This window comes from Pseudomonas sp., assembly GCF_049301935.1.
Lineage (GTDB): Bacteria > Pseudomonadota > Gammaproteobacteria > Pseudomonadales > Pseudomonadaceae > Aquipseudomonas.
This window is the reverse complement of the sequence record NZ_JBAQLP010000120.1, coordinates 41,165-67,736: the sequence shown is the minus strand read 5'-3', so window position 1 is coordinate 67,736 and position 26,572 is coordinate 41,165. Positions and strand designations below refer to the sequence as shown.

Genomic DNA, 26,572 nt, shown 5'->3' with positions numbered 1-26,572 from the left:
GCGAGTGGTGGTCTTTACCGTTGGCCTTGAAGTGGCCTTGCAGCTTGTTGATGTTGGCGGACAGCAGTGCAACTTGCACTTCCGGGCTACCGGTGTCGCCAGCAGCTTGCTGGTAGTCAGTTACGATCTGGGCTTTTTCTTCAACGCTGAGTGCCATGGGGCAATCCTCTCAGTTAAGAAACTGCTGCAGTGCAACAGTTTCAATAGGCCGGGAATCGCTTCCCGTGTTTTTAAGTGAGGTATGACCGTGCCTATTAACAGCCACCCTCGATACACGCAGACCAGAGCCGAAACCCCGTGCCTGCGCTACGGTCATGCCGACCGAATTCTCTCTCAACCAGCCTAGGCTTTGGTTGCAATCAATCGCCGCGGCGCAATGCGCCCGTCTTCGCTCACTTCACCGATACCGATAAAGCGACCATTGTGATCTTGCACCCGCACCATGCCGAACTTCGGCGCTTCCGGGGCGCGTACCGGCTGGCCTTGCAGCCAGTAGAACGAACTGTGCTCGGAGAACTGCAGCAGCGGCCAGTGTTGCAAACCGCTGTCGACCGGTTGCAGGAACTGGTCAACCGCTTCATTGCCACCTTCGCCATGCACCCGTTCCAGCTCTTCGAGTGTGACGGTGCGGCTCAAATCGAAGGGGCCGGCCTTGGTTCTGCGCAGCTCTGCAACGTGTGCACCGCAACCCAGCAGGTGGCCGATGTCTTCGACCAAGGTGCGGATATACGTGCCTTTGCTGCAATCAACTGCCAGGCGCGCTTGCTCTGCCTCGCAGCCCAGTAATTCCAGGCGCGCAATAGTAACAGAACGCGGCTCGCGCTCCACTACTTCACCGGCACGGGCCAGCTTGTAAAGTGGTTGGCCGTCACGCTTGAGCGCCGAGTACATCGGTGGTATCTGGCTGATTTCACCACGAAAAGCGGGCAGAACCGCTTCGATATCGGCGCGACCAACGGTCACCGGACGACGCTCCAGCACTTCGCCCTCGGCATCGGCGGTGGTGGTGGTGACTCCCAGCTGCATCAGGGTTTCGTAGCCTTTGTCGGCATCCAGCAGGTACTGGGAAAACTTGGTTGCCTCGCCGAAGCACAGCGGCAGTACACCAGTGGCCAAGGGATCGAGGCTGCCGGTGTGCCCGGCCTTCTCGGCATTGAGCAACCAACGGACCTTTTGCAGCGCCGCGTTGGAGCTAAAGCCCTTGGGTTTATCCAGCAGGATGATGCCATCGACGGCACGACGAATACGTTTGACCTGGGCCACGCGCTTACTCCTTGGCCTAGGGTTCATCAGCGTGCTGACGGTCTTCGCTGACTGCACGTTCGATCAGTGCTGACAGCTGCGCACCGCGAATCACGCTCTCGTCGTAATGGAAACGCAGGTTCGGCACGCTGCGCAGCTTCATCGCCTTACCCAACTGCATACGCAGGAAGCCACTGGCATCGTTGAGCACCTTGATGCTCTGCACCACGGGATCGACGCCCTCTTGCGGCTCGCCACCCATGATGGTGACAAACACCTTGGCATGGCTGGAGTCACGGCTGACTTCCACCGCCGTGATGGTCACCAGACCGCCAAGGCGCGGGTCTTTGATTTCCAGGCGGATCAACTGCGCCAGTTCGCGCTGTATCTGGTCGCCGATGCGCTGGGCCCGGCTAAATTCTTTGGCCATTTCTACTACCTTCACTCGTCACACTGCTCGGAAAAGCAGCGGACCTAAAAGCGGCAAACGCCCGGCCGCGCAAAAGCGGGGCCGGGCGCTGCGTGTTGCGACTCGTGCTTACAGGCTACGAGCCACTTGGACTTTCTCGAACACTTCGATCTTGTCACCGACCTTGACGTCGTTGTAGCTCTTCACGCCGATACCACACTCCATGCCGTTACGCACTTCGGAGGCATCGTCTTTGAAGCGACGCAGGGATTCCAGCTCGCCTTCGAAGATCACCACGTCGTCGCGCAGTACGCGGATCGGACGGTTACGATGAACCGTACCCTCGACCACCATACAACCGGCAATCGCACCGAATTTCGGCGAACGGAACACGTCACGCACTTCGGCAATACCCAGGATGTTCTCGCGAACATCGCTGCCGAGCATGCCGGTAAGGGCTTTCTTGACGTCTTCGATGATGTCGTAGATCACGTTGTAGTAACGCATATCCAGACCTTCCTGCTCGACGATCTTGCGCGCGCCAGCATCGGCCCGCACGTTGAAGCCGAACAGTACCGCGTTGGAGGCCAGCGCCAGGTTGGCATCGGACTCGGTGATACCACCGACGCCGCCACCGACCACACGCACTTGCACTTCATCGTTACCCAGGCCGCCGAGCGAGCCTTGCAGTGCTTCCAGGGAACCACGGACGTCGGATTTGAGGACGATGTTGAGCGTCTTCTTCTCTTCCTGGCCCATGTTCTCGAAGATGTTTTCCAGCTTGCCGGCGTGGGCACGGGCCAGTTTCACTTCGCGGAATTTGCCTTGACGGAACAGCGCGACTTCGCGGGCTTTCTTCTCGTCAGCCAGCACACTCATGTCGTCGCCAGCATCCGGAGTGCCGTCCAAACCGAGAATCTCGACCGGAATCGACGGGCCAGCTTCTTTGATCGGCTTGCCATTCTCATCGAGCATGGCGCGGATACGACCGTAGTTGGAACCGATCAGCACCATATCGCCCTGACGCAGGGTACCGTCCTGAACCAGTACGGTGGCCACCGGCCCGCGGCCTTTATCGAGGCGCGATTCGACCACCACACCACGGCCTGGAGCCGATGGCGTGGCTTTCAGTTCGAGGATCTCGGCCTGCAGCAGAACGGCTTCGAGCAGCTCGTCGACACCAGTACCGACTTTCGCCGACACCGATACGAACGGCGTATCACCGCCCCACTCTTCCGACGTAACGCCGTGCACCGACAGTTCGCTACGGATGCGATCCAGATCTGCACCTGGCTTGTCGATCTTGTTCACCGCGACCACCAGCGGCACGCCAGCAGCCTGGGCATGCTGAACGGCTTCAATGGTCTGCGGCATCACGCCGTCGTCCGCTGCAACCACCAGAATCACGATATCGGTCGCCTTGGCACCACGGGCACGCATGGCGGTAAACGCGGCGTGGCCTGGGGTGTCGAGGAAGGTGACCATGCCGCGCTCGGTTTCTACGTGGTAGGCACCGATGTGCTGGGTGATACCACCGGCTTCGCCAGCAGCAACCTTGGCGCGACGGATATAGTCGAGCAGCGAGGTCTTACCGTGGTCAACGTGGCCCATTACGGTCACGACCGGTGCACGGGAGAAGGTCTCGCCTTCGAACTTCAGTGATTCCGCCAGGGAGTCTTCCAGAGCCGTGTCGCTGACCAGGATGACCTTGTGGCCCAGCTCCTCAGCAACCAACTGGGCAGTTTCCTGATCCAGCACCTGGTTGATGGTCGCAGGGGTACCCAGCTTGAACATGAATTTGATGATTTCAGCGGCCTTGACCGACATCTGCTGAGCCAGATCGCCCACAGTGATGGTCTCGCCAATCTTCACTTCACGCACGATCGGACCCGTCGGGCTCTGGAAGCCGTGAGCGTTACGCTTCTTCAGCTTGGCCTTGCCGCGACCGCCACGACGGAAGCTATCGCTTTCTTCGTCAATGGAGCGCGGGGCAACACGTGGCGCCGGAGCCTTTTCCTTGACGGTCGGACGATGCTGGGTGGTCTTGCGCTCACCACCACGACGATCGGCATCATCATTGCGCACTTTATCTGGGCGGCGCGGCTCATCTTTCTTACGCTCGTCTGCCGCAGGAGCAGCCATCACTGGCAACTCAACCACTACAGCCGGAGCCGCTGCAACTACCGCCTCGCCAGCTGCAGGTGCCGGGCGCAGTGCTTCTTCTGCGGCGCGACGCTTGGCTTCTTCGTCCGCTTTGGCCTTGGCGGCTTCAGCTACAGCGCGCTGTTCAGCCAGTTCACGCTGCTTTTCAGCTTCAATTTCTTCAGCGCTGCGCTTAACGAAGGTCTTCTTCTTGCGCACTTCAACGCTGATGGTCTTGCTGCCGGCAACCCGCAGGGTGCTGGTGGTCTTGCGCTGCAAGGTAATCTTGCGCGGCTCTTCTGTTTTGCTGTCGCCGTGACTGCTCTTGAGATGAGCCAACAGGGCCTGCTTCTCGCTGTCGGTCACCGCTTGCTCGGCACTTTTGTGCGGCAAACCTGCCTCACTCATTTGCTGCAGCAGGCGTTCAACCGGCGTATTGACCACTTGGGCCAGTTCTTTCACCGTGACGTGCGTCATGTATTTCTCTCCTCAGGCCGCAACTACTTACTCGAACCAATGGGCTCGGGCGGCCATGATCAACTTGCCGGCACGCTCAGCGTCGATACCGTCGATGTCGAGCAGGTCATCAATCGACTGCTCGGCCAGGTCTTCGCGGTTAACAACGCCGCGCACTGCCAGTTCATGCGCAAGCGCCTTATCCATCCCCTCAAGCGAGAGCAAGTCTTCGGCTGGGTGGGCATCTGCCAGCTTTTCCTCGTTGGCGATGGCTTTAGTCAGCAGGCGATCTTTGGCACGGGCGCGGAGCTCGTTGACGATATCCTCGTCAAAGCCATCAATGCTGAGCATTTCTTCCATCGGTACGTAGGCGATCTCTTCAAGGCTGGTGAAGCCCTCTTCGACCAACACCTGGGCCAGCTCTTCGTCAACTTCCAGCTCGTCGATAAAGCGCTGCAAGATGTCGCCTGTTTCAGCTTGCTGCTTGGCCTGAATGTCCGCCTCGGTCATCACGTTCAAGGTCCAGCCAGTCAACTGACTGGCCAAGCGCACGTTCTGACCGCCGCGGCCAATGGCCTGAGCAAGGTTGTCGGCGCCGACGGCGATGTCCATGGCATGGGCATCTTCGTCGACGATGATGGCGGCAACTTCGGCCGGCGACATGGCATTGATCACGAACTGCGCGGGATTGTCATCCCACAGCACGATATCCACACGCTCGCCCGCCAACTCGCCGGAGACCGCCTGCACGCGCGAACCGCGCATGCCGATACAGGCACCTTGCGGGTCGATGCGTTTATCTTTGGAACGCACGGCCAGTTTGGCGCGCGAACCTGGATCACGGGACGCACCCATGACTTCAATCAGCTCTTCAGCGATTTCCGGCACTTCGATGCGGAACAGCTCGATCAGCATTTCCGGCGCGGTACGCGAGAGGATCAGCTGCGGGCCGCGGTTCTCGGTACGAATTTCCTTGAGCAGCGCACGCAGGCGCACACCTACCCGGAAAGTTTCGCGGGAGATGATGTCTTCGCGGGCCAGCATGGCTTCAGCGTTGTTACCCAGATCAACGATCACGCTGTCACGGGTGACTTTCTTCACGGTGCCGGAGATGATTTCACCCAGGCGCTCGCGGTAAGCCTCGACCACCTGAGCACGCTCAGCTTCGCGGACTTTCTGCACAATCACTTGCTTGGCAGTTTGCGCGGCGATACGACCGAATTCGATGGACTCGATCTTCTCTTCCAGCACTTCACCAACTTTCGCGTTGGCTTCGACTGCGCGCGGCATGTCAGTGGTGACCTGGTGTGCAGGATCATCAAAGTCACTTTCTTCAACCACTGTCCAGCAGCGGAATGTTTCGTAGTTGCCGGTCTGACGATTGATCGCCACACGCAACTCCACTTCATCTTCAAAACGCTTTTTGGTAGCCGTGGCCAAAGCCAGCTCCAGCGCCTCAAAAATCACGCTGGCCGGCACGCCCTTTTCATTGGATACCGACTCAACAACCAGCAGTACTTCTTTGCTCATCGTACGCCTCGCCTTTCGCAATCCATTGGATCTGCGCTATCCGCGCTACCTGCGCAATTCGCACAGGTAGCGCGGGATCCGCGTCTCAATCAAACCTGGGGATAATGTTGGCCTTGTCGATCATGTCGATCGGCAACAGGAACTCATGGTCATCCACCTGCACTACCACGTCCTGCTCTTCCACACCGCGCAGAAGGCCCTGGAAGTTGCGCCGCCCTTCAAAAGGCGAACGCAGCTTGATCTTCACTTGCTCACCGGCATGGTTGGCGAACTGTTCAAGGGTGAACAGCGGCCGATCCATACCTGGCGAGGACACCTCAAGGGTGTACTCGGCGCTGATTGGGTCCTCGACATCGAGTACACCGCTGATTTGCCGACTGACAATTTCACAGTCTTCAATCAACACACCGCCAGGCTGTTTATCAATATAAATTCGCAGCAGAGAATGCCGCCCTTGTGACAGGAACTCGACACCCCAACATTGGTAGCCAAGAGCCTCGACTACCGGGGCCACCAAGGCCTGCAACTGTTCTAGCTTGCTCGACACCTGAACCCCTCGCGCATGCTGTAAAAATAAAAAATGGGCGAATCGCCCATCATCGAACCGCCCTCTAAAGGCCGGCAAAGCTGTCACCCAGCTAGCAAAAAGCCCCTTAAAAGGGGCTCCTCTGCAACTCAATGCGGGGGCTGGTTTTACCCAGCCAGCTTCGGATTCAACATCCGAGGAGCGACCTTGCTGCTCAATCCCACATCAAAGCTGGGGCCGGATTATACGACCGAACCCCAAGCAGGGTCAATCGACACTCCAGCAACAAAAAGGCCCGCTTCGAGCGGGCCTTTCTGAAAATTGGTACCGAGGAGGGGACTCGAACCCCTACAGCCTATGGCCACTACCACCTCAAGGTAGCGTGTCTACCAATTCCACCACCTCGGCAAAATCGTTTATTGCGTACAACTTACTGCGTATTACTGCTGCTCTGGAGCCTGAGGTACGTCCGCCGCTTCGATAGCCGGCTTAGTTGCATCAAGAACAGGTACATCTTCAACAGCTGGCTTAGCCTGTTGTACTTCCAAGACTGCTGGATCAGGCAAACCGACCTGAGCCATACCATCAGCTTTGTCTTTAGCAAAGAACGCTAAACCCAAGCTAGTCATGAAAAAAGCGGTGGCGAGTATAGCAGTAACGCGACTCAGAAAGGTAGTAGTTCCTTGGCTACCAAACACGGTAGAAGAAGCACCCGCACCAAACGAGGCACCTGCGTCCGCACCTTTACCCTGCTGCAGCAAAACCAGCGCAACAACACCGATAGCACCCAGCAGATGAAGAACAACGATAACTGTTTCCAGCATTTCTTTAGCTTCCTGCGGCGCGACAGATCGCACCGAATTCATCCGCATTCAGAGAGGCTCCACCCACAAGCCCCCCATCGATATCCGGCATACCGAACAATTCGGCTGCACTGGCGGCCTTGACGCTGCCACCATAAAGAATTCTTACCTTGCCCGCCAACTCAGGGCTTTTCGCCGCCAACTGCGCGCGAATTGCCGCATGCACTTCCTGCGCCTGCGCAGGCGATGCGGTCAGACCCGTGCCAATAGCCCAAACCGGCTCATAGGCAATGACTGCACGCGCAAACACCTCAACACCCAGCGCAGCGGTCACGGCAGACAACTGCGCAGCAACCACTTCAAGTGTCTGCCCCGCTTCACGCTGGGCCAGGGTCTCACCGACACACAGCACCGGAAGCAAACCTGAAGACTGCGCCGCCGCAAATTTGCGCGTCACTACTTCATCGCCTTCACCCAACAGCGATCTACGCTCGGAGTGACCGACCAGTACCAGCGAACAGCGCGCGTCATGCAACTGACTTGCCGCCACCTCGCCCGTCAAGGCACCTTGTTGCGCCTGGGTCGCGCAATCTTGCGCACCGACTGCAACAGCCTTGCCTGCCAGACCATCAACCACCTGACCAAGATGCAAACACGACGGGAAAACTACTACATCGACATCAGCAGGCAACACCTGCTGACTGAGACCGTTGATCAGCTCTGCTACGCTGGCGCGGGTACCGTGCATTTTCCAGTTACCAGCAACCATTGGGCGACGCATGCTTTACCTCGTCGGTCAAAGAGGGCGCAGATGTTACCCAACAGCTACCCGACTGGCAAGCCGAATCAAGCACATACATCCGCAACAACTTTAGCCAATTCATCGGCATAGCCGCGCACCTGGCCTTCATCATCACCCTCGACCATAACCCGCACCAACGGCTCGGTGCCGGATTTACGCAGCAGCACCCGACCACGCCCGGCCATTTGCTCGGTTACCCGCGCGCTAGCCTGCTGTACGGCAGGATGCTCGAGCGGGTCAACGCCACCGGCAAAGCGTACGTTTACCAGTACCTGCGGACACTTCTGCATACCCAGACGCGCCTCACCCAGGGTCTGCTCACGGCGCTTGAGCGCCATCAGCACCTGCAGCGCAGCGATGATCGCATCACCCGTCGTGGTGTGCTGGAAACACACCAGATGGCCGGAGTTCTCCCCACCCAACTGCCAGTTGCGCGACAGCAACTCGGCAATCACGTAGCGGTCGCCCACCTTGGCCCGCACAAAGGGAATGCCCAGATCAGCCAGGGCCAGCTCCAGCCCGAGGTTGCTCATCAGCGTGCCGACCACCCCGCCCTGCAGCTTGCCGCGCTGCTGCAGGTCACGGGCGATGATAAACAGCAACTCATCACCATCAACCACCGCACCGGCATGATCGACCATCAACACGCGATCCGCATCACCGTCGAAGGCGATACCCAGATCAGCCTGCTGCGCCAGCACTTCAGCCTGTAGCGCCTCGACGTGGGTCGAGCCGCAGTTGTCATTGATATTCAAGCCATTGGGCTGCGCCGACAGCACCGTTACCTGTGCGCCCAACTCGCGAAATACGCTAGGCGCCACCTTGTAGGCCGCGCCATGGGCGCAATCGACAACAATCTTCAGCCCGGAAAAATCGGTGCTAGTCGGCACACTGCTCTTACAGAATTCGATATAGCGGCCGGCGGCATCATTGATCCGCGAGACCTTGCCCAACTGCTCAGACTCCACCACCGTCATCGGCTGATCGAGCAGCTCTTCGATCATCAGCTCGATTTCGTCCGGCAGCTTGGTGCCCTGCCCCGAGAAGAATTTGATGCCGTTGTCGTGGTGCGGATTGTGCGAGGCACTGATAACGATTCCGGCCTCAGCATGAAAGGTACGAGTCAGGTAGGCGATTGCCGGTGTCGGCATCGGGCCGAGCAGCATCACATCTGCGCCGGCCGCAGACAGACCCGCCTCCAAGGCGGACTCGAACATATAACCGGAGATACGCGTGTCCTTACCGATCAGGATGCGGCACTTACCCTGCTTGCGAAACGCCATCCCGGCCGCCCAGCCGAGCTTGAGCATGAACTCCGGGGTAATGGGAAAGTCACCGACACGCCCACGAATACCGTCAGTACCAAAATATTTTCGACCCATCCCACAATTCCTTCTAACTTATTCAGCCGCTTCAACTGCGGCGATCATCCGTACGACATCGACCGTTTGCGCCACGTCGTGGACCCGCAGGATGTGCGCGCCCTTGCTCAGTGCCAATGCAGCCAAGGCCAGGCTGCCATACAGGCGCTCGCCCACTTCATGGCCCAGCACCTTGCCGATCATACTCTTGCGCGACACCCCGACCAGCAGCGGCCGACCCAACGCATGCAACGCCTGCAAATGCTTGAACAGCGAAAGATTGTGCTCCAGGGTTTTCGCAAAACCAAAACCCGGATCAAGAATGACTCGCTCGGCGCCAATCCCAGCCGCCGCACAGGCCGCCAGCCGCTCAAGCAGAAACTCGCGCACTTCTGCCACGACGTCAGGGTATTCAGGGTTTTGCTGCATGGTGGATGGCTCGCCGCGCATATGCATCAGGCACACCGGCAGGCCGCTATCCGCCGCCGCATCCAGGGCGCCGTCGCGCTGCAATGAGCGCACATCATTGATCAAGCCAGCGCCCAGCCGCGCAGTTTCGCGGATAACTGCTGGCGTTGAGGTATCCACCGAGATGATCACATCCAGCTCGCGAGCAATGGCCTCGACGACCGGCGCAACCCGCTCCAGCTCCTCAACCGGGGAAACCGCGCGGGCACCGGGTCGCGTCGACTCGCCACCCACATCAATCAGTGTCGCACCCGCCTGCAGCATCGCCTCGGCATGGCGCAACGCCGCATCACGCTGGCCATAGCGCCCACCATCGGAGAACGAGTCGGGAGTGACGTTGAGGATGCCCATCACGTGCGGACGGCTTAAATCAAGAAACCGGCTGCCACAGGGCAGCCGGCCAAAGGTTGGCGCAACAGACATGGAAAACCTTAGAGCTCGGCGGCTGGGCCACCAATTGGCTTCTCTGTGGACTCAGCGACCTCAACAGGCGCAGTCGGCGTGCCGTTGTTGTCGTCACCGCCCTGCCAGCCTTTCGGCTCACGTGGCGCGAGGCCATTCATGATGTCTTCAATCTGCTCGGCGTCGATGGTTTCGTACTTCATCAGCGCCTGCGCCATGGCATCCAGCTTGTCGCGGTTTTCTTCCAGCAGACGACGAGCCGTGCTGTAGCAGCCATCGATGATGCTGCGTACTTCCTGGTCGATTATCTTGGCGGTTTCGGCAGAAACATTGCTCTGATTACTGCCCATGCTGCGACCGAGGAAGACTTCACCCTCTTCTTCGGCATACATCATCGGGCCGAGTTTTTCCGACAAGCCCCACTTGGTGACCATGTTCTTGGCCAACTGGGTGGCGCGCATGATGTCGTTCGATGCACCGGTGGTGACGCCATCGAAGCCCAGGGTCATTTCTTCGGCGATACGGCCACCGAACAACGAGCAGATCTGACTGGTCAGCGCACGCTTGCTCAGGCTGTAACGGTCTTCCTCGGGCAGGAACATGGTCACCCCCAGGGCACGACCGCGCGGAATGATCGACACCTTGTAGACCGGGTCATGCTCAGGCACCAGGCGCCCGACAATCGCGTGACCGGCTTCGTGGAAGGCGGTATTGAGCTTTTCCTTATCCGACATGACCATGGTCTTGCGCTCGGCGCCCATCATGATCTTGTCTTTGGCCAGCTCGAACTCTTTCATCTCGACTACACGCTTACCGGCACGGGCAGCGAACAGCGAAGCCTCGTTGACCAGGTTAGCCAGGTCGGCACCGGAGAAGCCCGGCGTGCCGCGCGCAATCACGGCTGGGGCGACGTCTTCGCCCATCGGCACTTTGCGCATATGGACTTTGAGAATCTGCTCGCGGCCACGGATATCCGGCAGGCCGACCACCACCTGACGATCGAAACGACCCGGACGCAGCAAGGCTGGGTCGAGCACGTCAGGACGGTTGGTGGCGGCAATCACGATGATGCCGTCGTTCATTTCGAAGCCGTCCATCTCGACCAGCAACTGGTTGAGGGTCTGCTCACGCTCGTCGTGACCGCCACCCATGCCAGCGCCACGATGACGGCCCACGGCGTCGATCTCGTCGATAAAGATGATGCACGGCGCGTGCTTTTTCGCTTGTTCGAACATGTCGCGCACACGGGATGCGCCGACACCGACGAACATTTCCACGAAGTCCGAACCGGAAATGGTGAAGAACGGCACCTTGGCTTCGCCGGCAACTGCCTTGGCCAGCAGGGTTTTACCGGTACCAGGCGAGCCAACCATCAGCACACCGCGCGGAATACGACCGCCAAGGCGCTGGAACTTACCCGGATCACGCAGGAATTCAACCAGCTCGCTGACTTCTTCCTTGGCCTCGTCGCAACCGGCGACGTCAGCAAAGGTGGTCTTGACCTGATCTTCCGAGAGCAGGCGCGCCTTGGACTTGCCGAAGCTCATCGGCCCGCCCTTGCCGCCTGCGCCACCTTGCATCTGGCGCATAAAGAACATAAACACCGCGATGATCACCAGAATCGGGAAGCTGGCCACCAGCAGCTGAGTCCAGATGCTCTGCTGCTCAGGTTGCTTGCCGACGATCTCGACGTTGTTGTCCATCAGGTCCTTGATCAGACCATTGTCCTGAATCGCCGGACGCACGGTCTCGAACGATGAACCATCGGTACGGGTACCGCTGATGATGAAACCATCCACCGTCACCCGCTTAACGCCGCCATCCTGAACCTGCTGGATAAACTGCGAATAGTTGAGTTTGTTCGACTCAGTCGGGCTGGAAAAATTGTTCATCACCGTCACCAAGACGGCGGCGATGATCAGCCACAGGACCAGATTCTTTGCCATGTCGTTCAATTAGCTACCCTCTGAAGCAGGCCCCGTGTCGAAGCGTACTTCGCATGACGACCAGTTATGTACCGATCTAACTTACTACACAACGCCCACCCCTGGCAGACGCCGTCTGTAACCCTTTATTTGTTGTGAGACCGCAAAACCCCACCACAATTCGCCGCAAAGCCTGCAACCATCAGAGGCCGCGAAAGCCTCGCGCCAGCATATATTGCTCGCGGGAGCGGTCACGCGAGGACAGCGGCTTGCGCATCTGCACCTTGTCGAACAGCTGGCGCACCTGCTTGTGGTACAGATCAAAACCTTCACCCTGGAAAATCTTGATCAGAAAATCACCACCCGGCCGCAGCACCCGAGTCGACAAATCCAGCGCCAGCTCGCACAGGTACATCGCGCGCGGCTGATCCGATTCCCTTACTCCACTCATATTGGGGGCCATATCGGAAATCACAAGGTCTACCGGGTGTTCGCCGATGGCTTCGAGAATCTGTGCAAACACCGCATCATCGGTAAAGTCGCCCTGGATAAAGGTAACGTCGGGGATGCTGTCCATCTCCAGAATATCTGAAGCGATCAAGCGCCCCTTGTCACCGATCACCCGACTGGTGACCTGCGACCAGCCGCCAGGCGCAGCCCCCAAATCAACTACAGTGATGCCAGGCCGCAGGATGCGATCCTTCTCCTGAATCTCCAGCAGCTTGTAGCTGGCGCGCGAACGATAGCCATCCTTCTGCGCCATTTTCACGTAGGGGTCGTTGAAATGCTCTTTCAGCCAACCTTGACTGGTCTTGGAACGGGCCACGCAATACCTCGAACTGTACAAAGCATGAATATCTGGGCGGCTCCGAGAGCGCTCGGGTAAACTGAGCGCCGCTTTTACCAGAGCTGTTTATTTACCAGATTGCAGGAATCAGATTATGCCGCTCACTCAAGAGCAGAAGAAACAATTCAAATCTATCGGTCACCATTTGAAGCCTGTATTGATCGTGGCTGATAACGGCCTGACCGAAGGTGTGCTGACCGAACTGGAACGCGCCCTGAGCGATCATGAACTGATTAAAGTGCAATTACGCATCACCGAGCGTGAAGACCGCCTGACGGCCATCAGTGAGCTGTGCAAAGCCGGCAAAGCCGAACTGGTTCAGGTGATTGGCAAAATGGCGCTGATCTACCGCAAGAACCCGAAAGTGAACAAAAACCTGTCCAACGTTCACCGTCATCACGGCTGATTGATCAGCCGCTGCAAGGCGCGTCAGCGCCTTTGCAACCCCCTACCTGGCCAATCTTGCGGCTTAGAGCCTATGCCTGAGTTTTTGCGGTACTGGCTGCAAGACCAATAACAACCCGCAAAACGCCATGACCAGATAACTGAACATCAACCAGAGTTCAGACCCGGGCAGCAGTTGGCGCACCGCGAAGTAACTGCCCGCCATAGCCACCACGACCAGCAGCAACTGCCCGCGAGGATCACGCCACAGGCTTGCCAGGCGTTCGGCGCGAACCAGCACCAGCACCTGCAACCCGGCACACACCGCTGCCAAACCGATCAACAGCGGGCGCAGGGCATTACCGATTTCCTCGATCAGCAGTGACGCCAGGCCAATCTTGGCAATTGCCGGCAGCAACAGAAAATGCAGGAGCCAGAGACCGCCGACCCAAAGCGTCTGCGCCAGCAGCCAGCTGATTGCGCCAGCATCGCGCCTACCCGGCTTAGAGATGGCGAACCTCGACAATCTCATACTCCAGCGCGCCGCTCGGCGTCTGCACCACGACCACGTCACCCTCGCTCTTGCCGACCAGGGCGCGGGCGATAGGTGAGCCGACGGAGATCTTGCGCTGCTTGATGTCAGCCTCATCCTCACCGACGATCTGGTAAGTCACGCTTTCATCGGTTTCGCAGTTGGCGATTTCAACGGTGGTACCGAAGATCACCTTGCCGGTGTGCTCGATGCTGGTGACGTCGATAATCACCGCATTTTGCAGGCGACCTTCGATATCACGGATACGCGCCTCGACCATGCCCTGCTGCTCGCGTGCGGCATGGTATTCAGCGTTCTCCTTGAGGTCACCGAGCTCGCGCGCGGTGCCAATGTCCTGGCTGAGCTTGGGGCGCACCACCTTGGTCAGGTGAGCGTGCTCCTCTTCCAGGGCTCGCGCGCCCTGGACGGTCATGGGATATTTGATCATGCCTTGATTCCTGCGTGCAGATCCTGCAGCCGGCGCACGGTCTTCTCGGGACCGAACTTCAGCGCCTCACAGATCGCCTGCCCTGCCGCGATGGTGGTGGTGCAGTAGATCTTGTGCTGCAGAGCGTTACGACGAATGGAGTAGGAGTCGGCAATCGACTGACGCCCCTCAGTGGTGTTGATGATCAGGGTGACTTCGTCATTCTTGATCATGTCGACCACGTGTGGACGGCCTTCGGTCACCTTGTTGACCCGGCGCACGGGCAGGCCAGCGGCTTCAATCAACTTGGCGGTACCGGCGGTGGCCACCACCTCAAAGCCCAGCTCGATCAGGTCGCGGGCCACGCCAGCCACCAGCGGCTTGTCGTCGTCACGCACACTGATAAAGGCCACGCCGGCGTTCGGCAGAATTTCACTGGCACCCGACTGTGCCTTGGCGAAGGCCTCACCGAAGGTATCGCCGACGCCCATGACTTCACCGGTGGACTTCATTTCTGGGCCGAGGATAGGGTCGACGCCTGGGAACTTGGCGAACGGGAACACCGCTTCCTTGACGCTGAAATACGGCGGGATGATTTCGGCAGTGTAGCCGGCCTCAGCCAGCGACTTGCCCGCCATGACGCGCGCCGCCACTTTGGCCAGCGAGACGCCGACGCACTTGGAGACAAACGGCACGGTACGCGAGGCGCGCGGATTGACTTCGATAACGAAGATGTCTTCGCCCTGCACGGCCATCTGCACGTTCATCAGACCGACCACATTGAGTTCCAGGGCCATTTTCTTGACCTGGTCACGAATCTCGTCCTGGATGTGCGCCGGCAGCGAGTAGGGCGGCAGCGAGCAGGCCGAGTCACCGGAGTGCACACCAGCCTGTTCGATGTGCTGCATGATCGCGCCGATCACCACGGTTTCGCCGTCACACACCGCATCCACGTCCACTTCGATGGCGCAGTTGAGGAAGTGGTCGAGCAGCACCGGGCTGTCATTGGAGACTTTTACCGCTTCGCGCATATAGCGCTTGAGTTCGTCTTCCTGGTAGACGATTTCCATCGCGCGGCCGCCCAGTACATAGGACGGACGCACCACCAGCGGATAGCCGATGGTCTTGGAGTGCGCCAGGGCTTCGTCTTCGCTGCGCGCGGTGGCGTTAGCCGGCTGACGCAGACCCAGACGCTGCACCATCTGCTGGAAACGCTCGCGGTCTTCGGCGCGGTCGATGGCGTCAGGGCTAGTGCCGATGATCGGCACGCCAGCCTCTTCCAGGGCGCGACAGATCTTCAGCGGGGTCTGCCCGCCGTACTGCACGATCACGCCTTTGGGTTGCTCGACGCGGACGATTTCCAGCACGTCTTCCAGGGTCACCGGCTCGAAGTACAGGCGATCGGAGGTATCGTAATCGGTGGAGACGGTTTCCGGGTTGCAGTTGACCATGATGGTCTCGTAACCATCTTCACGCAGGGCCAGGGCCGCGTGCACGCAGCAGTAGTCGAACTCGATGCCCTGACCGATTCGGTTCGGGCCGCCACCGAGGATCATGATCTTGTCGCGGGCCGACGGATTGGCTTCGCACTCTTCCTCGTAGGTCGAGTACATATAAGCGGTGTCGGTGGCGAACTCGGCGGCGCAGGTGTCCACGCGCTTGTACACCGGCAACACCTTGAGCTTGTGGCGTTGGCTGCGCAGGGTCTTCTCGGTCACGCCCAGCAGCTTGGCCAGGCGGATGTCGGAGAAGCCTTTGCGCTTGAGCTTGTACATCGAGTCACGATCAATGCTGGACAGCGCCAGGGTCTTGATCCGCTCTTCGTCCTTGATCAGGTCTTCGATCTGTACCAGGAACCATTCATCGATATTGGTCAGCTCGAACACTTCGGCTACGGTCTTACCGGCACGGAAGGCATCGCCGATATACCAGATACGGTCAGCGCTCGGCACGGTCAGTTCGCGGCGAAGGGTGCTTTCGGCTTCAGGATCGGCCAGGTCGAGCATCGGATCGAGGCCCGAAACGCCGACTTCCAGACCGCGCAGGGCTTTCTGCAGAGATTCCTGGAATGTGCGGCCGATGGCCATGACTTCACCGACCGATTTCATCTGGGTGGTCAGGCGCGCGTCGGCCTTGGGGAATTTTTCGAAGGCAAAACGCGGGATCTTGGTCACGACATAGTCAATGGCCGGCTCAAACGAGGCCGGGGTGCGACCGCCGGTAATGTCGTTGGACAGCTCGTCGAGGGTGTAACCCACGGCCAACTTGGCAGCGATCTTGGCGATCGGGAAGCCGGTAGCCTTGGAAGCCAGAGCCGAGGACCGCGATACGCGCGGGTTCATCTCGATCACCACCATACGCCCGGTGTTCGGGCAGATGCCGAACTGCACGTTGGAGCCGCCAGTTTCCACGCCGATCTCACGCAGCACCGCCAGCGAGGCGTTACGCAGGATCTGGTATTCCTTATCGGTCAGGGTCTGGGCCGGGGCCACGGTGATCGAGTCACCGGTGTGCACGCCCATCGGGTCGAAGTTTTCGATGGCGCAGACGATGATGCAGTTGTCCTTCTTGTCGCGGACCACCTCCATCTCGTATTCCTTCCAGCCGATCAGCGATTCGTCGATCAGCAGTTCGCTGGTCGGCGACAGATCCAGGCCGCGGGCGCAGATTTCTTCGAATTCTTCACGGTTGTAAGCGATACCGCCACCGGTGCCACCCATGGTGAAGGACGGACGGATGATGCAAGGGAAGCCGACCTTCTCCAGCACGCCGTAGGCTTCTTCCATGTTATGCGCGATACCGGAAACCGGGCACGCCAGGCCGATGTCTTTCATCGCCTTGTCGAAGCGCGAGCGGTCTTCGGCTTTGTCGATGGTGTCGGCGTTGGCACCGATCATCTCGACGCCGAATTTTTCCAGGATGCCGTGCTTTTCCAGGTCCAGCGCACAGTTCAGCGCAGTCTGGCCGCCCATGGTTGGCAGCAGCGCATCCGGGCGCTCCTTCTCGATGATCTTGGCCACGGTGGACCACTTGATCGGCTCGATATAGGTGGCGTCCGCCATGGCCGGGTCGGTCATGATGGTGGCTGGGTTGGAGTTGACCAGAATGACCCGGTAGCCCTCTTCTTTCAGCGCTTTACACGCCTGGGCACCGGAATAGTCGAACTCGCAGGCCTGGCCGATAACGATCGGGCCAGCGCCGAGGATCAGGATGCTTTTAATGTCTGTACGTTTTGGCATAGCAGTTACTCGAATCCTTGGGTCAGTCGGCGAGGTTTAGCGGCGCTTGGCCATGGTTTCGATAAAGCGGTCGAACAGCGGCGCCACATCGGCTGGGCCGGGGCTCGCTTCGGGGTGCCCCTGGAAGCTGAAGGCGTCCTTGTCGGTACGCTCGATGCCCTGCAGGGAACCGTCGAACAGCGACTTGTGGATCGCCCGCAGATTGCCCGGCAGCGTGGCCTCATCCACGGCAAAACCGTGGTTCTGGCTGGTAATCATCACCACGCCGGTATCGAGGTCCTGCACCGGGTGGTTGGCACCGTGGTGGCCGTGGCCCATTTTCAGGGTCTTGGCACCGGAGGCCAGGGCCAGCAGCTGGTGGCCGAGGCAGATGCCGAAGACCGGAATCTCGGTTTCCAGCACGTCCTTGATCGCCTGGATCGCGTAGTCGCACGGCTCGGGATCGCCAGGGCCGTTGGACAGGAATACGCCATCGGGATTTAGCGCCAGCACATCGCTAGCAGGCGTCTGCGCCGGCACCACGGTCAGGCGGCAACCGCGCTCGACCAGCATGCGCAGGATGTTCCACTTAACGCCATAGTCATAGGCCACCACATGGTACTTCAGCTCACTGGCCGGGATTTCTGGATGGCTGTCGTCTTGCAGGTTCCAGGTGCTTGCGCGCCATTCGTAGCGTTCGGTGCAGCTGACCACCTTGGCCAGGTCCATGCCCTTGAGGCCGGGGAAGCTGCGCGCCAGCTCCAGGGCTTTTTCCTCGGTGGCGTCAGCGCCGACCAGAATGCAGCCGTTCTGCGAGCCTTTCTCACGCAAAATGCGGGTCAGGCGGCGGGTATCGATACCGGCGATGGCGACGGTGCCGTTTGCCTTGAGGTACTCATCCAGTGGCTGTTTGTTGCGCCAGTTGCTGGAGGTCAGCGGCAGGTCACGGATAATCAGACCAGCAGCCCATACGCGATTGGACTCGGCATCCTCGGGAGTAGTCCCCGTGTTGCCGATATGCGGATAGGTCAGGGTGACGATCTGCTGGGCATAGGAAGGATCGGTAAGGATTTCCTGATAACCGGTCATGGCGGTGTTAAAAACCACCTCTCCAATAGTTTGGCCATCGGCACCGATGGCCTCGCCGCGAAAAATACTGCCATCAGCAAGAGCCAAAATGGCAGGTTTAAGGGCTGGCTTACTCAAGAAAACCTCCGGAAATCAAAACGTGAAGCAAACGCAGATTGTAAAAAAGCGGGATGACGTATCGACCGTCACCCCGCTTTTTTATCTGATTCATTCTGCGCAACTTTAGTGGACACACTAAAGCAGAAAGCTTACAGGAAACTGCCTTTTTGGTCCACCGCCAGTTGCGCCTGATACCCAGGTAAAACGTATTCCTGCGACAGAATGCCCCAGCTAAACCTCAATTCAGCCCCAGAACGTCCTGCATGTCGTACAGACCCGGCTTACGATCCTGCAGCCACAGCGCCGCGCGCACCGCGCCTTTGGCGAAGGTCATACGACTGGAGGCCTTGTGGGTGATTTCCACCCGCTCGCCATCGGCAGCGAACAGCACGGTGTGATCGCCCACCACATCGCCTGCCCTTACCGTGGCAAACCCGATGGTTTCGCGCTCGCGGGCACCGGTCTGGCCTTCACGGCCATAGACGGCGACTTTCTGCAGATCACGCCCCAACGCATTGGCCACCACCTCCCCCATACGCAGAGCGGTACCGGACGGCGCATCGACCTTGTGGCGATGATGGGCTTCGATGATTTCAATATCTACATCATCGCCGAGCACGCGCGCTGCGGTATCGAGCAATTTCAGACACAGATTGACGCCGACGCTGAAGTTGGCGGCAAACACGATCGGAATCTGCTTACCAGCATCGGCCAGCAGCTGTTTTTCCTCCAGGGAAAAGCCGGTGGTGCCAATCACCATGGCCTTGCCGGCCTGGCGACAGATTTCCAGATTTTTCAGAGTCACCGATGGATGGGTGAAGTCGATCAGCACATCGAACTGATCGAGCACCGCATTCAGGTCACCGGACAGATTGACACCAATCTTGCCCTGCGCCACCAGCTCTCCGACATCCGCACCGACCAGGCTGCTGTCGGCACGATCAATCGCCGCACTCAGGCGTGCGCCATCGACCAGCTGCACGGCTTCGATCAGGGTCTTGCCCATGCGCCCGGCGGCGCCCATCACAGCAATACGTTGCATAACTATCAGCTCCAAGCTGTCGCCTCAGGCTGCAGCCGCCATTCAGCGGCGCACAGCCTGTCAGCGGGATTTACAGATCGCCAAAGAAGCGCTTAACGCCTTCGAACCAGCCATTGGCCTTTGGCGAATGCGAGCTGTCGCCTTCCAGGGTCTTGCGGAACTCGTCGAGCAGTTCGCGCTGACGCTTATTCAGATGCACCGGGGTTTCCACCGCCACCTTGCACATCAGGTCGCCGGCACCGCCACCACGCACCGGGGCGACGCCCTTGCCACGCAGGCGGAACATCTTGCCGGTCTGGGTGCCTTCCGGAATTTTCAGCTTGACCCGGCCATCCAGGGTCGGCACTTCCAGCTCGCCGCCCAGGGCCGCATCGGCAAAGCTGATCGGCACCTCGCAGTACAGGTGCTTGCCATCGCGCTGGAAGATCGCGTGCTCACGCACATTCACCACCACGTACAGATCGCCCGCTGGACCACCCATGGCACCCGCCTCGCCTTCACCGGACAGACGAATACGGTCGCCAGTGTCGACGCCGGCCGGGACTTTCACCGACAGGGTCTTGTGTTCTTCGACCCGGCCGTGGCCGTGACAGGTACCGCACGGGTCGGTGATCATCTTGCCACTGCCGTGGCAGCGCGGGCAGGTCTGCTGCACCGAGAAGAAGCCCTGCTGCATACGCACCTGGCCAATACCGCCACAGGTGGTACAGGTCACCGGACTGGTGCCCTTCTTCGCCCCCGAGCCATCGCAGGGTTTGCAGTTGACCAGGGTCGGTACGCGAATGGTCACCGTAGTGCCGCGCACCGCTTCTTCCAGGTCCAGCTCCAGGGTGTAACGCAGGTCACTGCCGCGCTGCGCGCCGCCGCGTGAGCCACCACGACCGCCGCCACCGAAGAAATCGCTGAATACGTCGCCGAAAATATCGGAGAAGTTCGCCCCCCCCGGGCCGCCACCGCCACCGCCCATCTGCGGATCAACACCGGCATGCCCGTACTGATCGTAAGCCGAGCGTTTGGCCGCATCGGAGAGCACTTCGTAAGCCTCGTTGGCTTCCTTGAACTTCTCTTCCGAGGCTTTATCGTCAGGATTACGGTCCGGGTGATACTTCATGGCCAGGCGGCGGTAGGCTTTTTTCAGCTCCGCTTCGCTGGCACCGCGCTCGACACCGAGCACTTCGTAAAAATCGCGTTTAGCCATAAGTCTTCAACACCTTTAAATCGTCTACTCCAGACACGCCAACGCGGGAGCAAGCTCCCGCGCGGCGGATCATGCCGAACGCGACTCGTGTCGCGCCCGGCCAGAGCGGCATAAGCTTGCGCCTATTTATTTGCTGTCTTTGACCTCTTCGAACTCAGCGTCGACCACGTCGTCCGCTGCGTCCTTGGCTTGCTCACCACCGGCGGCCTGAGCGCCCGGCTGCGGCTGCTCGGCGTACATCTTCTGCGCAAGTGGTGCGGTCACTTCGGACAGCGCGGTCATCTTGGCATCGATGTCAGCCTTGTCGTCGCCCTTGATCGCCACTTCCAGTGCGCTCAATGCGGTTTCAATCGCAGCCTTTTCCTCAGCAGTGGCCTTGTCGCCCGCCTCGACGATCATCTTACGGGTGGCGTGCACCAACTGATCGCCCTGGTTACGCGCAGTGGCCAGCTCTTCGAACTTGCGGTCTTCCTCGGCGTTGATTTCAGCATCGCGAACCATCTGCTGAATTTCTTCCTCGGACAGACCGGAGTTGGCCTTGATCACGATCGACTGCGTCTTGCCGGTCGCCTTGTCTTTCGCGCCGACGTGCAGGATGCCGTTGGCATCGATATCGAAGGTCACTTCGATCTGCGGCACGCCACGCGGAGCCGGCGGAATCTCGGCCAGGTCGAACTTGCCCAGCGACTTGTTCTGCGCGGCTTGCTTGCGCTCGCCCTGCAGCACGTGAATGGTCACCGCGCCCTGGTTGTCGTCGGCGGTGGAAAACACCTGGGATTTCTTGGTCGGGATGGTGGTGTTCTTCTCGATCAGCGCAGTCATCACGCCGCCCATGGTTTCGATACCCAGGGTCAGCGGGCTGACGTCGAGCAGCAGCACGTCTTTCACGTCACCCGCCAGTACCGCGCCCTGGATAGCCGCGCCCATGGCCACCGCTTCGTCCGGATTGACGTCCTTACGCGCTTCTTTACCGAAGAAATCGGTCACCAGCTTCTGCACCAGCGGCATACGGGTCTGACCGCCGACCAGGATCACGTCGTTGATCTTGCCGATGTCGATACCGGCGTCTTTCAGCGCGATACGGCAAGGCTCGATGGTGCGCTGCACCAGGTCTTCGACCAGCGATTCCAGCTTGGCGCGGGAAATCTTCACGTTCAGGTGCTTAGGACCGCTGGCGTCTGCAGTGATGTAAGGCAGATTCACATCGGTCGACTGGCTCGAGGACAGCTCGATCTTGGCTTTTTCAGCGGCTTCTTTCAGGCGCTGCATGGCCAGCGGGTCACCCTTGAGGTTCATGCCGCTTTCTTTCTTGAACTCGTCAACCAGGTAGTCGATCAGACGAATGTCGAAGTCTTCACCGCCGAGGAAGGTGTCACCGTTGGTGGCCAACACTTCGAACTGGTGCTCACCGTCGACTTCGGCGATCTCGATCACCGACACGTCGAAGGTACCGCCACCCAGGTCATAGACGATCACGGTGTGATCGCCCTTGGCCTTGTCCATACCGTAAGCCAGAGCGGCTGCGGTAGGCTCGTTGATGATGCGCTTGACGTCCAGACCGGCGATGCGGCCGGCGTCTTTGGTGGCCTGACGCTGGCTGTCGTTGAAATACGCAGGAACTGTGATAACCGCTTCGGTCACTGGCTCGCCGAGGTAGTCTTCGGCGGTCTTCTTCATCTTCTTCAGAATTTCGGCCGAGATTTGTGGCGGCGCCATCTTCTGGCCGTTCACTTCTACCCAGGCGTCGTTGTTGTCGGCTTTGACAATCTTGTACGGCACCATCTGGATGTCTTTCTGCACGACATCTTCGTCGAAACGACGACCGATCAAGCGCTTCACCGCGTACAGGGTGTTATGCGGATTGGTCACCGCCTGGCGCTTGGCCGACTGACCGACGAGGATTTCGCCATCGCCGGCGTACGCGATGATCGACGGCGTGGTGCGCGCGCCTTCGGCGTTCTCGATAACCTTGACGCTGCCATTTTCCAGAATGGAGACGCAGGAGTTGGTGGTTCCCAGGTCGATACCAATAATTTTGCCCATCTTCACTCTCCCGAAACTTTGATAATCCCGCCGCTGATCGTTGTCAGCGGCGGTAGCACTAAAACGCTTGGCTGTTTAATGGGGGCGGCTCGGCGAATTTCAAGCCTGCTCATCGATCGATGGCGGCGCTTCGACCGGCGCCTTGCTGACCACCACCATGGCGGGGCGCAGCAGACGGCCATTGAGCGTGTAGCCCTTCTGGAACACCTTGAGCACGCTATTGGGCTCAACATGGGTGCTTTCCTGCATCGCCATGGCCTGATGATGCTCGGCATTGAACGGCGCACCATGCGGGTCAATGGCTTCCAGCTGGTAGCGTTTGAGGGTGTCGTGGAACAACTTGAGCGTCAGTTCCATGCCCTCTCGTACTGCCTTGATCGCCTCATCATCCGGATTCGACAGCTCAAGGCCGCGCTCCAGACTATCCACCACCGGCAACAGATCGTTGGCGAACCGCTCCAGCGCAAATTTGTGCGCCTTTTCTACATCCTGCTCGGCGCGGCGGCGCACGTTCTGCAGATCGGCAGCCATGCGCAGCGACTGATCCTGCGCAGTAGCCAGTTGCTCTTCCAGCGCTTGCACGCGGGCAACCAGGTCATCACCCGCAGCCGCTTCGGCAGCTGTTTGTACATCGGGGTTCTGCGTGTCCAGGGTCTGTTCGTCAGCCATGCGTCTCTCCTCTTAAAATCCGACGCGAGCCTCAGCTCACGTGCCTGACCGCTATATGGGGTCAAAAAATGTGGTTTCAAGGACAGCAGACGGATTGTCAGCCCACAAAAAAACACTGTATAAATAACCAGACATGAACTTGGGAGGCCCCCACCATGCTGGTGCACCTGTCCGTACACAATTACGCCATCGTTGAACACCTTGATCTAGAGCTGGACGCCGGCATGAGCGTGATCAGCGGGGAAACCGGCGCCGGCAAGTCGATTATGCTCGACGCCCTCGGCCTGACCTTGGGTGATCGTGCCGACAGCGGCGTGGTGCGCCCCGGAGCGGACAAGGCGGATATTCTCGCCAGCTTCGACCTGAGTGATATTCCCGAAGCCCGTGCCTGGTTGGCCGAACGCGATCTGGGCCAGAACCAAGATCAGGACGGCCCATGCATTCTGCGCCGGGTGATCACCGCTGAAGGCCGCTCGCGCGGCTATATCAACGGCTCACCTTGCCCGCAAGGTGACCTCAAGGCCCTGGGCGAGCTGCTGATCGATATCCACAGCCAGCATGAGCACCAGTCCCTGCTCAAACCCGAGACCCACCGCCGCCTGCTCGATGAATACGCCGGCAGCCAGGAGCTGGCGCGCCAGGTGCAACTCGCCGCGCAGCGTTGGAAGCAGACCAAGAACGAGCTGGAGCGGGTTTCCAGCATCGGCGATGAACAGCGCGCCCGTCATCAGCTGCTCAGCTACCAACTGGAAGAACTCGACAGCCTGGCCCTCGGCGAAGATGAGCTGGACAACCTGGAGCAGGAACATAAAAACCTGACCAACGCCGAAAGTCTGCTCAGCGCCTGCCGCCTGGTCATCGAGCAATGCAGCGAGAATGACGCAGGCAACGTGCTCTCGGCCCTGACCAGCAGCCTTAATCGCCTCAGTGCCTTCCAGGGCCATCCCGGCGCACTGAGCGAAGCCAGCAACCTACTGGCCAGCGCACAGATCCAAGTAGAAGAAGCCGTCGGCGAGCTGAACCGTTTTCTCGACCACTTCGACGCCGACCCCGAGCGCCTGCAGCAAATGGAAGAACGTCTGGACGCTATCTACACCCTGGCGCGCAAGCACCGCATCCAGCCAACCGAGCTGGGCGCCATGCAGCAACAGCTGTTCGAGGAACTGGAAAGCCTCAACGCCGACGACCAGGCCGCCGAACGCCTGAGCGACGAACTGGCCGCTTTCGAACGGCATTATCAGGAGAAAGCGGCGGAACTCAGCACCCTGCGCAACAATGCTGCCAGCCAGCTGGCCAGCGCGGTCGAGCAGGAAATGCAGACCCTGGGCATGCCGGGGGGCCGTTTCAATATCAAACTCAGCGCCAACAACAACAGCGAACCGCACCCCAACGGCCTGGAGCAGCTGGAATTTCTGGTCAGCGCCAACCCCGGCCAACCGCTGAAAGCCTTGGCCAAGGTCGCCTCGGGCGGCGAGCTGTCGCGCATCAGCCTGGCGATTCAGGTGATCACCGCACAAACCTCGCGGGTGCCGACCCTGGTATTCGATGAAGTGGACGTGGGCATCGGCGGCCCCACTGCCGAAGTGGTCGGCCAGCTACTGCGCCGCCTCGGTGAGCGCGGCCAGGTACTCACCGTCACCCACCTGCCGCAAGTCGCGGCGCAAGGCCATCAGCACCTGTTCGTGCACAAGGTGCGCGAAAGCGATGCCACCCGCACCGCAGTCAGCAAACTGAGCCCGGCGCAGCGGGTCGAGGAAATCGCACGCATGCTCGGCGGCGTGGACCTCACGGAGGAATCCCTGGCCCACGCCCGGCAGATGGTCGGCAGCGCCCAGGCCTGACTGCACAGCCCCTAGAAAGCACAAAGGCGACCCGAGGGTCGCCTTTTCATACACAGATCAATCAGGTTTTCTTGCGCACATAGAGCACAAGATTGTGATCAACCAGCTCAAAACCGTGCTCTTTGACGATTTCTTTCTGGCGTTTTTCGATCTCGGCATCGAAGAACTCGATCACATCACCGGAATCGACACAGACCATATGGTCGTGATGGCCGCTGTCCGCCAATTCGAAGACCGCATGACCGCCATCGAAGTTATGACGAACCACCAGACCTGCCGCTTCAAACTGGGTCAGTACGCGGTAGACAGTTGCCAGACCTACGTCGTCACCCGCCTCCATCAGCGCCTTGTAGACATCTTCAGCACTCATGTGACGCTGACCGGCGTGGTCGAGCATTTGCAGTATCTTGACCCGTGGCAGGGTCACTTTCAGGCCAGCCTTGCGTAGTTCGCTATTTTCAACCATGGTCTGCTTTCTCACGGAAGCGGCTTCGCAGCTTCCTTTATTGCGGGTATGATCCGGGGTTATATTGCCCAGCCAAGATAGTGGAAGTCGCCCACCGATGCAAAAAACCAAACTCCTGCTGACCAGCCTCACCCTGACGGGGCTACTCGCACTCGCCGGTTGTTCATTCCCCGGGGTTTATAAAATCGACATCCAACAGGGCAATGTCGTCACGCAGGACATGATAGACCAGTTGCGTCCGGGAATGACCCGCAAGCAAGTGCGGTTTATCATGGGCAACCCCCTGCTCACTGACACTTTCCACGCCAATCGTTGGGATTACCTGTACAGCATCCAGCCGGGCGGCGGTAAGCGCCTGCAGGAGCGCGTCAGCGTGAATTTCAATGCCGACGACCAGCTTGTCGGCTTGTCTGGCGACTTTATGCCGGGCGTCAGCCGCGACCAGGCCATCCTGGGCGAAGACAGCGGCGTCACCACCCCGCAGGTCACTCAGCAGCCACAGGTCGAAGAGAAGCCCGCACCGGGCTCGCTGCTTGAACAGATCCAGCGCGAAGTGGACGATGTGAAAGTCGTGCCAGTGCCCACCCCAGAGCCTCTGGAAAGTACACCGCAGTAACTTTTTTGTTAAATAAAACCCCGGACATGTCCGGG

24 protein-coding genes and 1 tRNA gene are annotated in these 26,572 nt (G+C 59.4%); 3 read left to right on the top strand and 22 right to left on the bottom strand.

Annotated features, from left to right (window positions below; all coding sequences use genetic code 11):
- The 13 genes from WA145_RS16070 to rlmE all read right to left on the bottom strand — a co-directional run.
- Positions 1-157, bottom strand: a 157-nt coding sequence (locus WA145_RS16070; RefSeq protein WP_422582528.1) for a 30S ribosomal protein S15, incomplete at its 3' end; no start/stop codon positions are given.
- Between the two features lie 185 nt (positions 158-342).
- Positions 343-1,263 (bottom strand): tRNA pseudouridine(55) synthase TruB, encoded by a 921-nt coding sequence (gene truB / locus WA145_RS16065; protein WP_422582525.1) that lies wholly within the window; start codon positions 1,261-1,263, stop codon positions 343-345.
- A 16-nt stretch (positions 1,264-1,279) separates the two neighbouring features.
- Positions 1,280-1,672 (bottom strand): 30S ribosome-binding factor RbfA, encoded by a 393-nt coding sequence (gene rbfA / locus WA145_RS16060; protein ID WP_422582524.1) that lies wholly within the window; start codon positions 1,670-1,672, stop codon positions 1,280-1,282.
- 108 nt (positions 1,673-1,780) lie between these two features.
- Positions 1,781-4,270 carry a translation initiation factor IF-2 gene (gene infB / locus WA145_RS16055; protein ID WP_422582523.1) on the bottom strand — a complete coding sequence of 830 codons (2,490 nt, stop codon included), beginning with the start codon at positions 4,268-4,270 and terminating at the stop codon, positions 1,781-1,783.
- A 27-nt stretch (positions 4,271-4,297) separates the two neighbouring features.
- Positions 4,298-5,779, bottom strand: a complete 1,482-nt coding sequence (nusA, locus tag WA145_RS16050) for a transcription termination factor NusA (RefSeq protein WP_422582522.1) — start codon at positions 5,777-5,779, stop codon at positions 4,298-4,300.
- Between the two features lie 85 nt (positions 5,780-5,864).
- Complete coding sequence (rimP, locus tag WA145_RS16045) at positions 5,865-6,326, bottom strand: ribosome maturation factor RimP (RefSeq protein ID WP_422582521.1); 462 nt, start codon at positions 6,324-6,326, stop codon at positions 5,865-5,867.
- A 301-nt stretch (positions 6,327-6,627) separates the two neighbouring features.
- Positions 6,628-6,713 (bottom strand) — tRNA-Leu (locus WA145_RS16040).
- Between the two features lie 32 nt (positions 6,714-6,745).
- Positions 6,746-7,171, bottom strand: coding sequence for a preprotein translocase subunit SecG (gene secG / locus WA145_RS16035; RefSeq protein ID WP_422582527.1), 426 nt, complete (start codon positions 7,169-7,171; stop codon positions 6,746-6,748).
- Positions 7,134-7,889 carry a triose-phosphate isomerase gene (gene tpiA, locus WA145_RS16030; protein WP_422582520.1) on the bottom strand — a complete coding sequence of 252 codons (756 nt, stop codon included), beginning with the start codon at positions 7,887-7,889 and terminating at the stop codon, positions 7,134-7,136. The genes secG and tpiA overlap by 38 nt, the downstream gene beginning before the upstream one ends.
- 65 nt (positions 7,890-7,954) lie before the next feature.
- Positions 7,955-9,292: a phosphoglucosamine mutase gene (glmM, locus tag WA145_RS16025; RefSeq protein ID WP_422582519.1), complete on the bottom strand. Its 1,338-nt coding sequence runs from the start codon at positions 9,290-9,292 to the stop codon at positions 7,955-7,957.
- Positions 9,293-9,310: 18 nt separating this feature from the next.
- Positions 9,311-10,162, bottom strand: a complete 852-nt coding sequence (folP, locus tag WA145_RS16020) for a dihydropteroate synthase (RefSeq protein ID WP_422582518.1) — start codon at positions 10,160-10,162, stop codon at positions 9,311-9,313.
- 8 nt (positions 10,163-10,170) lie between these two features.
- The gene (ftsH, locus tag WA145_RS16015) at positions 10,171-12,087 is read right to left on the bottom strand and encodes an ATP-dependent zinc metalloprotease FtsH (protein WP_422582517.1); all 1,917 of its coding nucleotides are present in this window, start codon (positions 12,085-12,087) and stop codon (positions 10,171-10,173) included.
- A gap of 181 nt (positions 12,088-12,268) precedes the next feature.
- A complete protein-coding gene (rlmE, locus tag WA145_RS16010; protein ID WP_275961691.1) occupies positions 12,269-12,892 on the bottom strand; it encodes a 23S rRNA (uridine(2552)-2'-O)-methyltransferase RlmE in 624 nt (207 codons plus the stop codon).
- A 115-nt stretch (positions 12,893-13,007) separates the two neighbouring features.
- Between rlmE and yhbY the strand changes: the two genes are divergently transcribed.
- Complete coding sequence (gene yhbY / locus WA145_RS16005; protein ID WP_422582516.1) at positions 13,008-13,319, top strand: ribosome assembly RNA-binding protein YhbY; 312 nt, start codon at positions 13,008-13,010, stop codon at positions 13,317-13,319.
- Between the two features lie 63 nt (positions 13,320-13,382).
- Here yhbY and WA145_RS16000 read toward each other — a convergent pair whose 3' ends face one another.
- The 8 genes from WA145_RS16000 to grpE form a co-directional block, all read right to left on the bottom strand.
- Positions 13,383-13,829: a DUF4149 domain-containing protein gene (locus WA145_RS16000; protein WP_422582515.1), complete on the bottom strand. Its 447-nt coding sequence runs from the start codon at positions 13,827-13,829 to the stop codon at positions 13,383-13,385.
- Complete coding sequence (greA, locus tag WA145_RS15995) at positions 13,801-14,277, bottom strand: transcription elongation factor GreA (protein WP_422582514.1); 477 nt, start codon at positions 14,275-14,277, stop codon at positions 13,801-13,803. The genes WA145_RS16000 and greA overlap by 29 nt, the downstream gene beginning before the upstream one ends.
- Positions 14,274-17,495: a carbamoyl-phosphate synthase large subunit gene (gene carB / locus WA145_RS15990; protein WP_422582513.1), complete on the bottom strand. Its 3,222-nt coding sequence runs from the start codon at positions 17,493-17,495 to the stop codon at positions 14,274-14,276. Before carB ends, greA begins: the two co-directional genes overlap by 4 nt.
- 36 nt (positions 17,496-17,531) lie before the next feature.
- Complete coding sequence (gene carA, locus WA145_RS15985) at positions 17,532-18,680, bottom strand: glutamine-hydrolyzing carbamoyl-phosphate synthase small subunit (RefSeq protein ID WP_422582512.1); 1,149 nt, start codon at positions 18,678-18,680, stop codon at positions 17,532-17,534.
- Between the two features lie 220 nt (positions 18,681-18,900).
- Positions 18,901-19,704, bottom strand: a complete 804-nt coding sequence (gene dapB / locus WA145_RS15980) for a 4-hydroxy-tetrahydrodipicolinate reductase (RefSeq protein ID WP_422582511.1) — start codon at positions 19,702-19,704, stop codon at positions 18,901-18,903.
- A 70-nt stretch (positions 19,705-19,774) separates the two neighbouring features.
- Positions 19,775-20,902 carry a molecular chaperone DnaJ gene (gene dnaJ / locus WA145_RS15975; RefSeq protein WP_422582510.1) on the bottom strand — a complete coding sequence of 376 codons (1,128 nt, stop codon included), beginning with the start codon at positions 20,900-20,902 and terminating at the stop codon, positions 19,775-19,777.
- Positions 20,903-21,028: 126 nt separating this feature from the next.
- Entirely contained in the window at positions 21,029-22,945 is a 1,917-nt protein-coding gene (dnaK, locus tag WA145_RS15970; RefSeq protein ID WP_422582509.1) for a molecular chaperone DnaK, read from the bottom strand.
- A gap of 99 nt (positions 22,946-23,044) precedes the next feature.
- Positions 23,045-23,614 (bottom strand): nucleotide exchange factor GrpE, encoded by a 570-nt coding sequence (gene grpE, locus WA145_RS15965; RefSeq protein ID WP_422582508.1) that lies wholly within the window; start codon positions 23,612-23,614, stop codon positions 23,045-23,047.
- A gap of 155 nt (positions 23,615-23,769) precedes the next feature.
- Here grpE and recN point away from each other — a divergent pair, with 155 nt between their 5' ends.
- A complete protein-coding gene (gene recN, locus WA145_RS15960) occupies positions 23,770-25,455 on the top strand; it encodes a DNA repair protein RecN (protein WP_422582507.1) in 1,686 nt (561 codons plus the stop codon).
- A 61-nt stretch (positions 25,456-25,516) separates the two neighbouring features.
- Here the strand turns inward: recN and fur are convergent, their stop codons facing one another.
- Positions 25,517-25,921: a ferric iron uptake transcriptional regulator gene (fur, locus tag WA145_RS15955; RefSeq protein ID WP_311090729.1), complete on the bottom strand. Its 405-nt coding sequence runs from the start codon at positions 25,919-25,921 to the stop codon at positions 25,517-25,519.
- Positions 25,922-26,018: 97 nt separating this feature from the next.
- Between fur and WA145_RS15950 the strand changes: the two genes are divergently transcribed.
- On the top strand, positions 26,019-26,537 hold the full coding sequence (locus tag WA145_RS15950) for an outer membrane protein assembly factor BamE (protein ID WP_422582506.1): 519 nt from the start codon (positions 26,019-26,021) through the stop codon (positions 26,535-26,537).
- The last annotated feature ends 35 nt before the right edge of the window (positions 26,538-26,572 follow it).

Coding starts and splice junctions, on each gene's coding strand:
- dnaJ (WP_422582510.1), bottom strand. CDS start 20,902: ATGGCTAAACGCGATTTTTACGAAGTGCTCGGTGTCGAGCGCGGTGCC.
- dapB (WP_422582511.1), bottom strand. CDS start 19,704: ATGCAACGTATTGCTGTGATGGGCGCCGCCGGGCGCATGGGCAAGACC.
- greA (WP_422582514.1), bottom strand. CDS start 14,277: ATGATCAAATATCCCATGACCGTCCAGGGCGCGCGAGCCCTGGAAGAG.
- ftsH (WP_422582517.1), bottom strand. CDS start 12,087: ATGGCAAAGAATCTGGTCCTGTGGCTGATCATCGCCGCCGTCTTGGTG.
- tpiA (WP_422582520.1), bottom strand. CDS start 7,889: ATGCGTCGCCCAATGGTTGCTGGTAACTGGAAAATGCACGGTACCCGC.
- nusA (WP_422582522.1), bottom strand. CDS start 5,779: ATGAGCAAAGAAGTACTGCTGGTTGTTGAGTCGGTATCCAATGAAAAG.
- fur (WP_311090729.1), bottom strand. CDS start 25,921: ATGGTTGAAAATAGCGAACTACGCAAGGCTGGCCTGAAAGTGACCCTG.
- yhbY (WP_422582516.1), top strand. CDS start 13,008: ATGCCGCTCACTCAAGAGCAGAAGAAACAATTCAAATCTATCGGTCAC.
- recN (WP_422582507.1), top strand. CDS start 23,770: ATGCTGGTGCACCTGTCCGTACACAATTACGCCATCGTTGAACACCTT.
- rbfA (WP_422582524.1), bottom strand. CDS start 1,672: ATGGCCAAAGAATTTAGCCGGGCCCAGCGCATCGGCGACCAGATACAG.
- carB (WP_422582513.1), bottom strand. CDS start 17,495: ATGCCAAAACGTACAGACATTAAAAGCATCCTGATCCTCGGCGCTGGC.
- grpE (WP_422582508.1), bottom strand. CDS start 23,614: ATGGCTGACGAACAGACCCTGGACACGCAGAACCCCGATGTACAAACA.
- folP (WP_422582518.1), bottom strand. CDS start 10,162: ATGTCTGTTGCGCCAACCTTTGGCCGGCTGCCCTGTGGCAGCCGGTTT.
- glmM (WP_422582519.1), bottom strand. CDS start 9,292: ATGGGTCGAAAATATTTTGGTACTGACGGTATTCGTGGGCGTGTCGGT.
- dnaK (WP_422582509.1), bottom strand. CDS start 22,945: ATGGGCAAAATTATTGGTATCGACCTGGGAACCACCAACTCCTGCGTC.
- infB (WP_422582523.1), bottom strand. CDS start 4,270: ATGACGCACGTCACGGTGAAAGAACTGGCCCAAGTGGTCAATACGCCG.
- secG (WP_422582527.1), bottom strand. CDS start 7,171: ATGAATTCGGTGCGATCTGTCGCGCCGCAGGAAGCTAAAGAAATGCTG.
- WA145_RS15950 (WP_422582506.1), top strand. CDS start 26,019: ATGCAAAAAACCAAACTCCTGCTGACCAGCCTCACCCTGACGGGGCTA.
- WA145_RS16000 (WP_422582515.1), bottom strand. CDS start 13,829: ATGAGATTGTCGAGGTTCGCCATCTCTAAGCCGGGTAGGCGCGATGCT.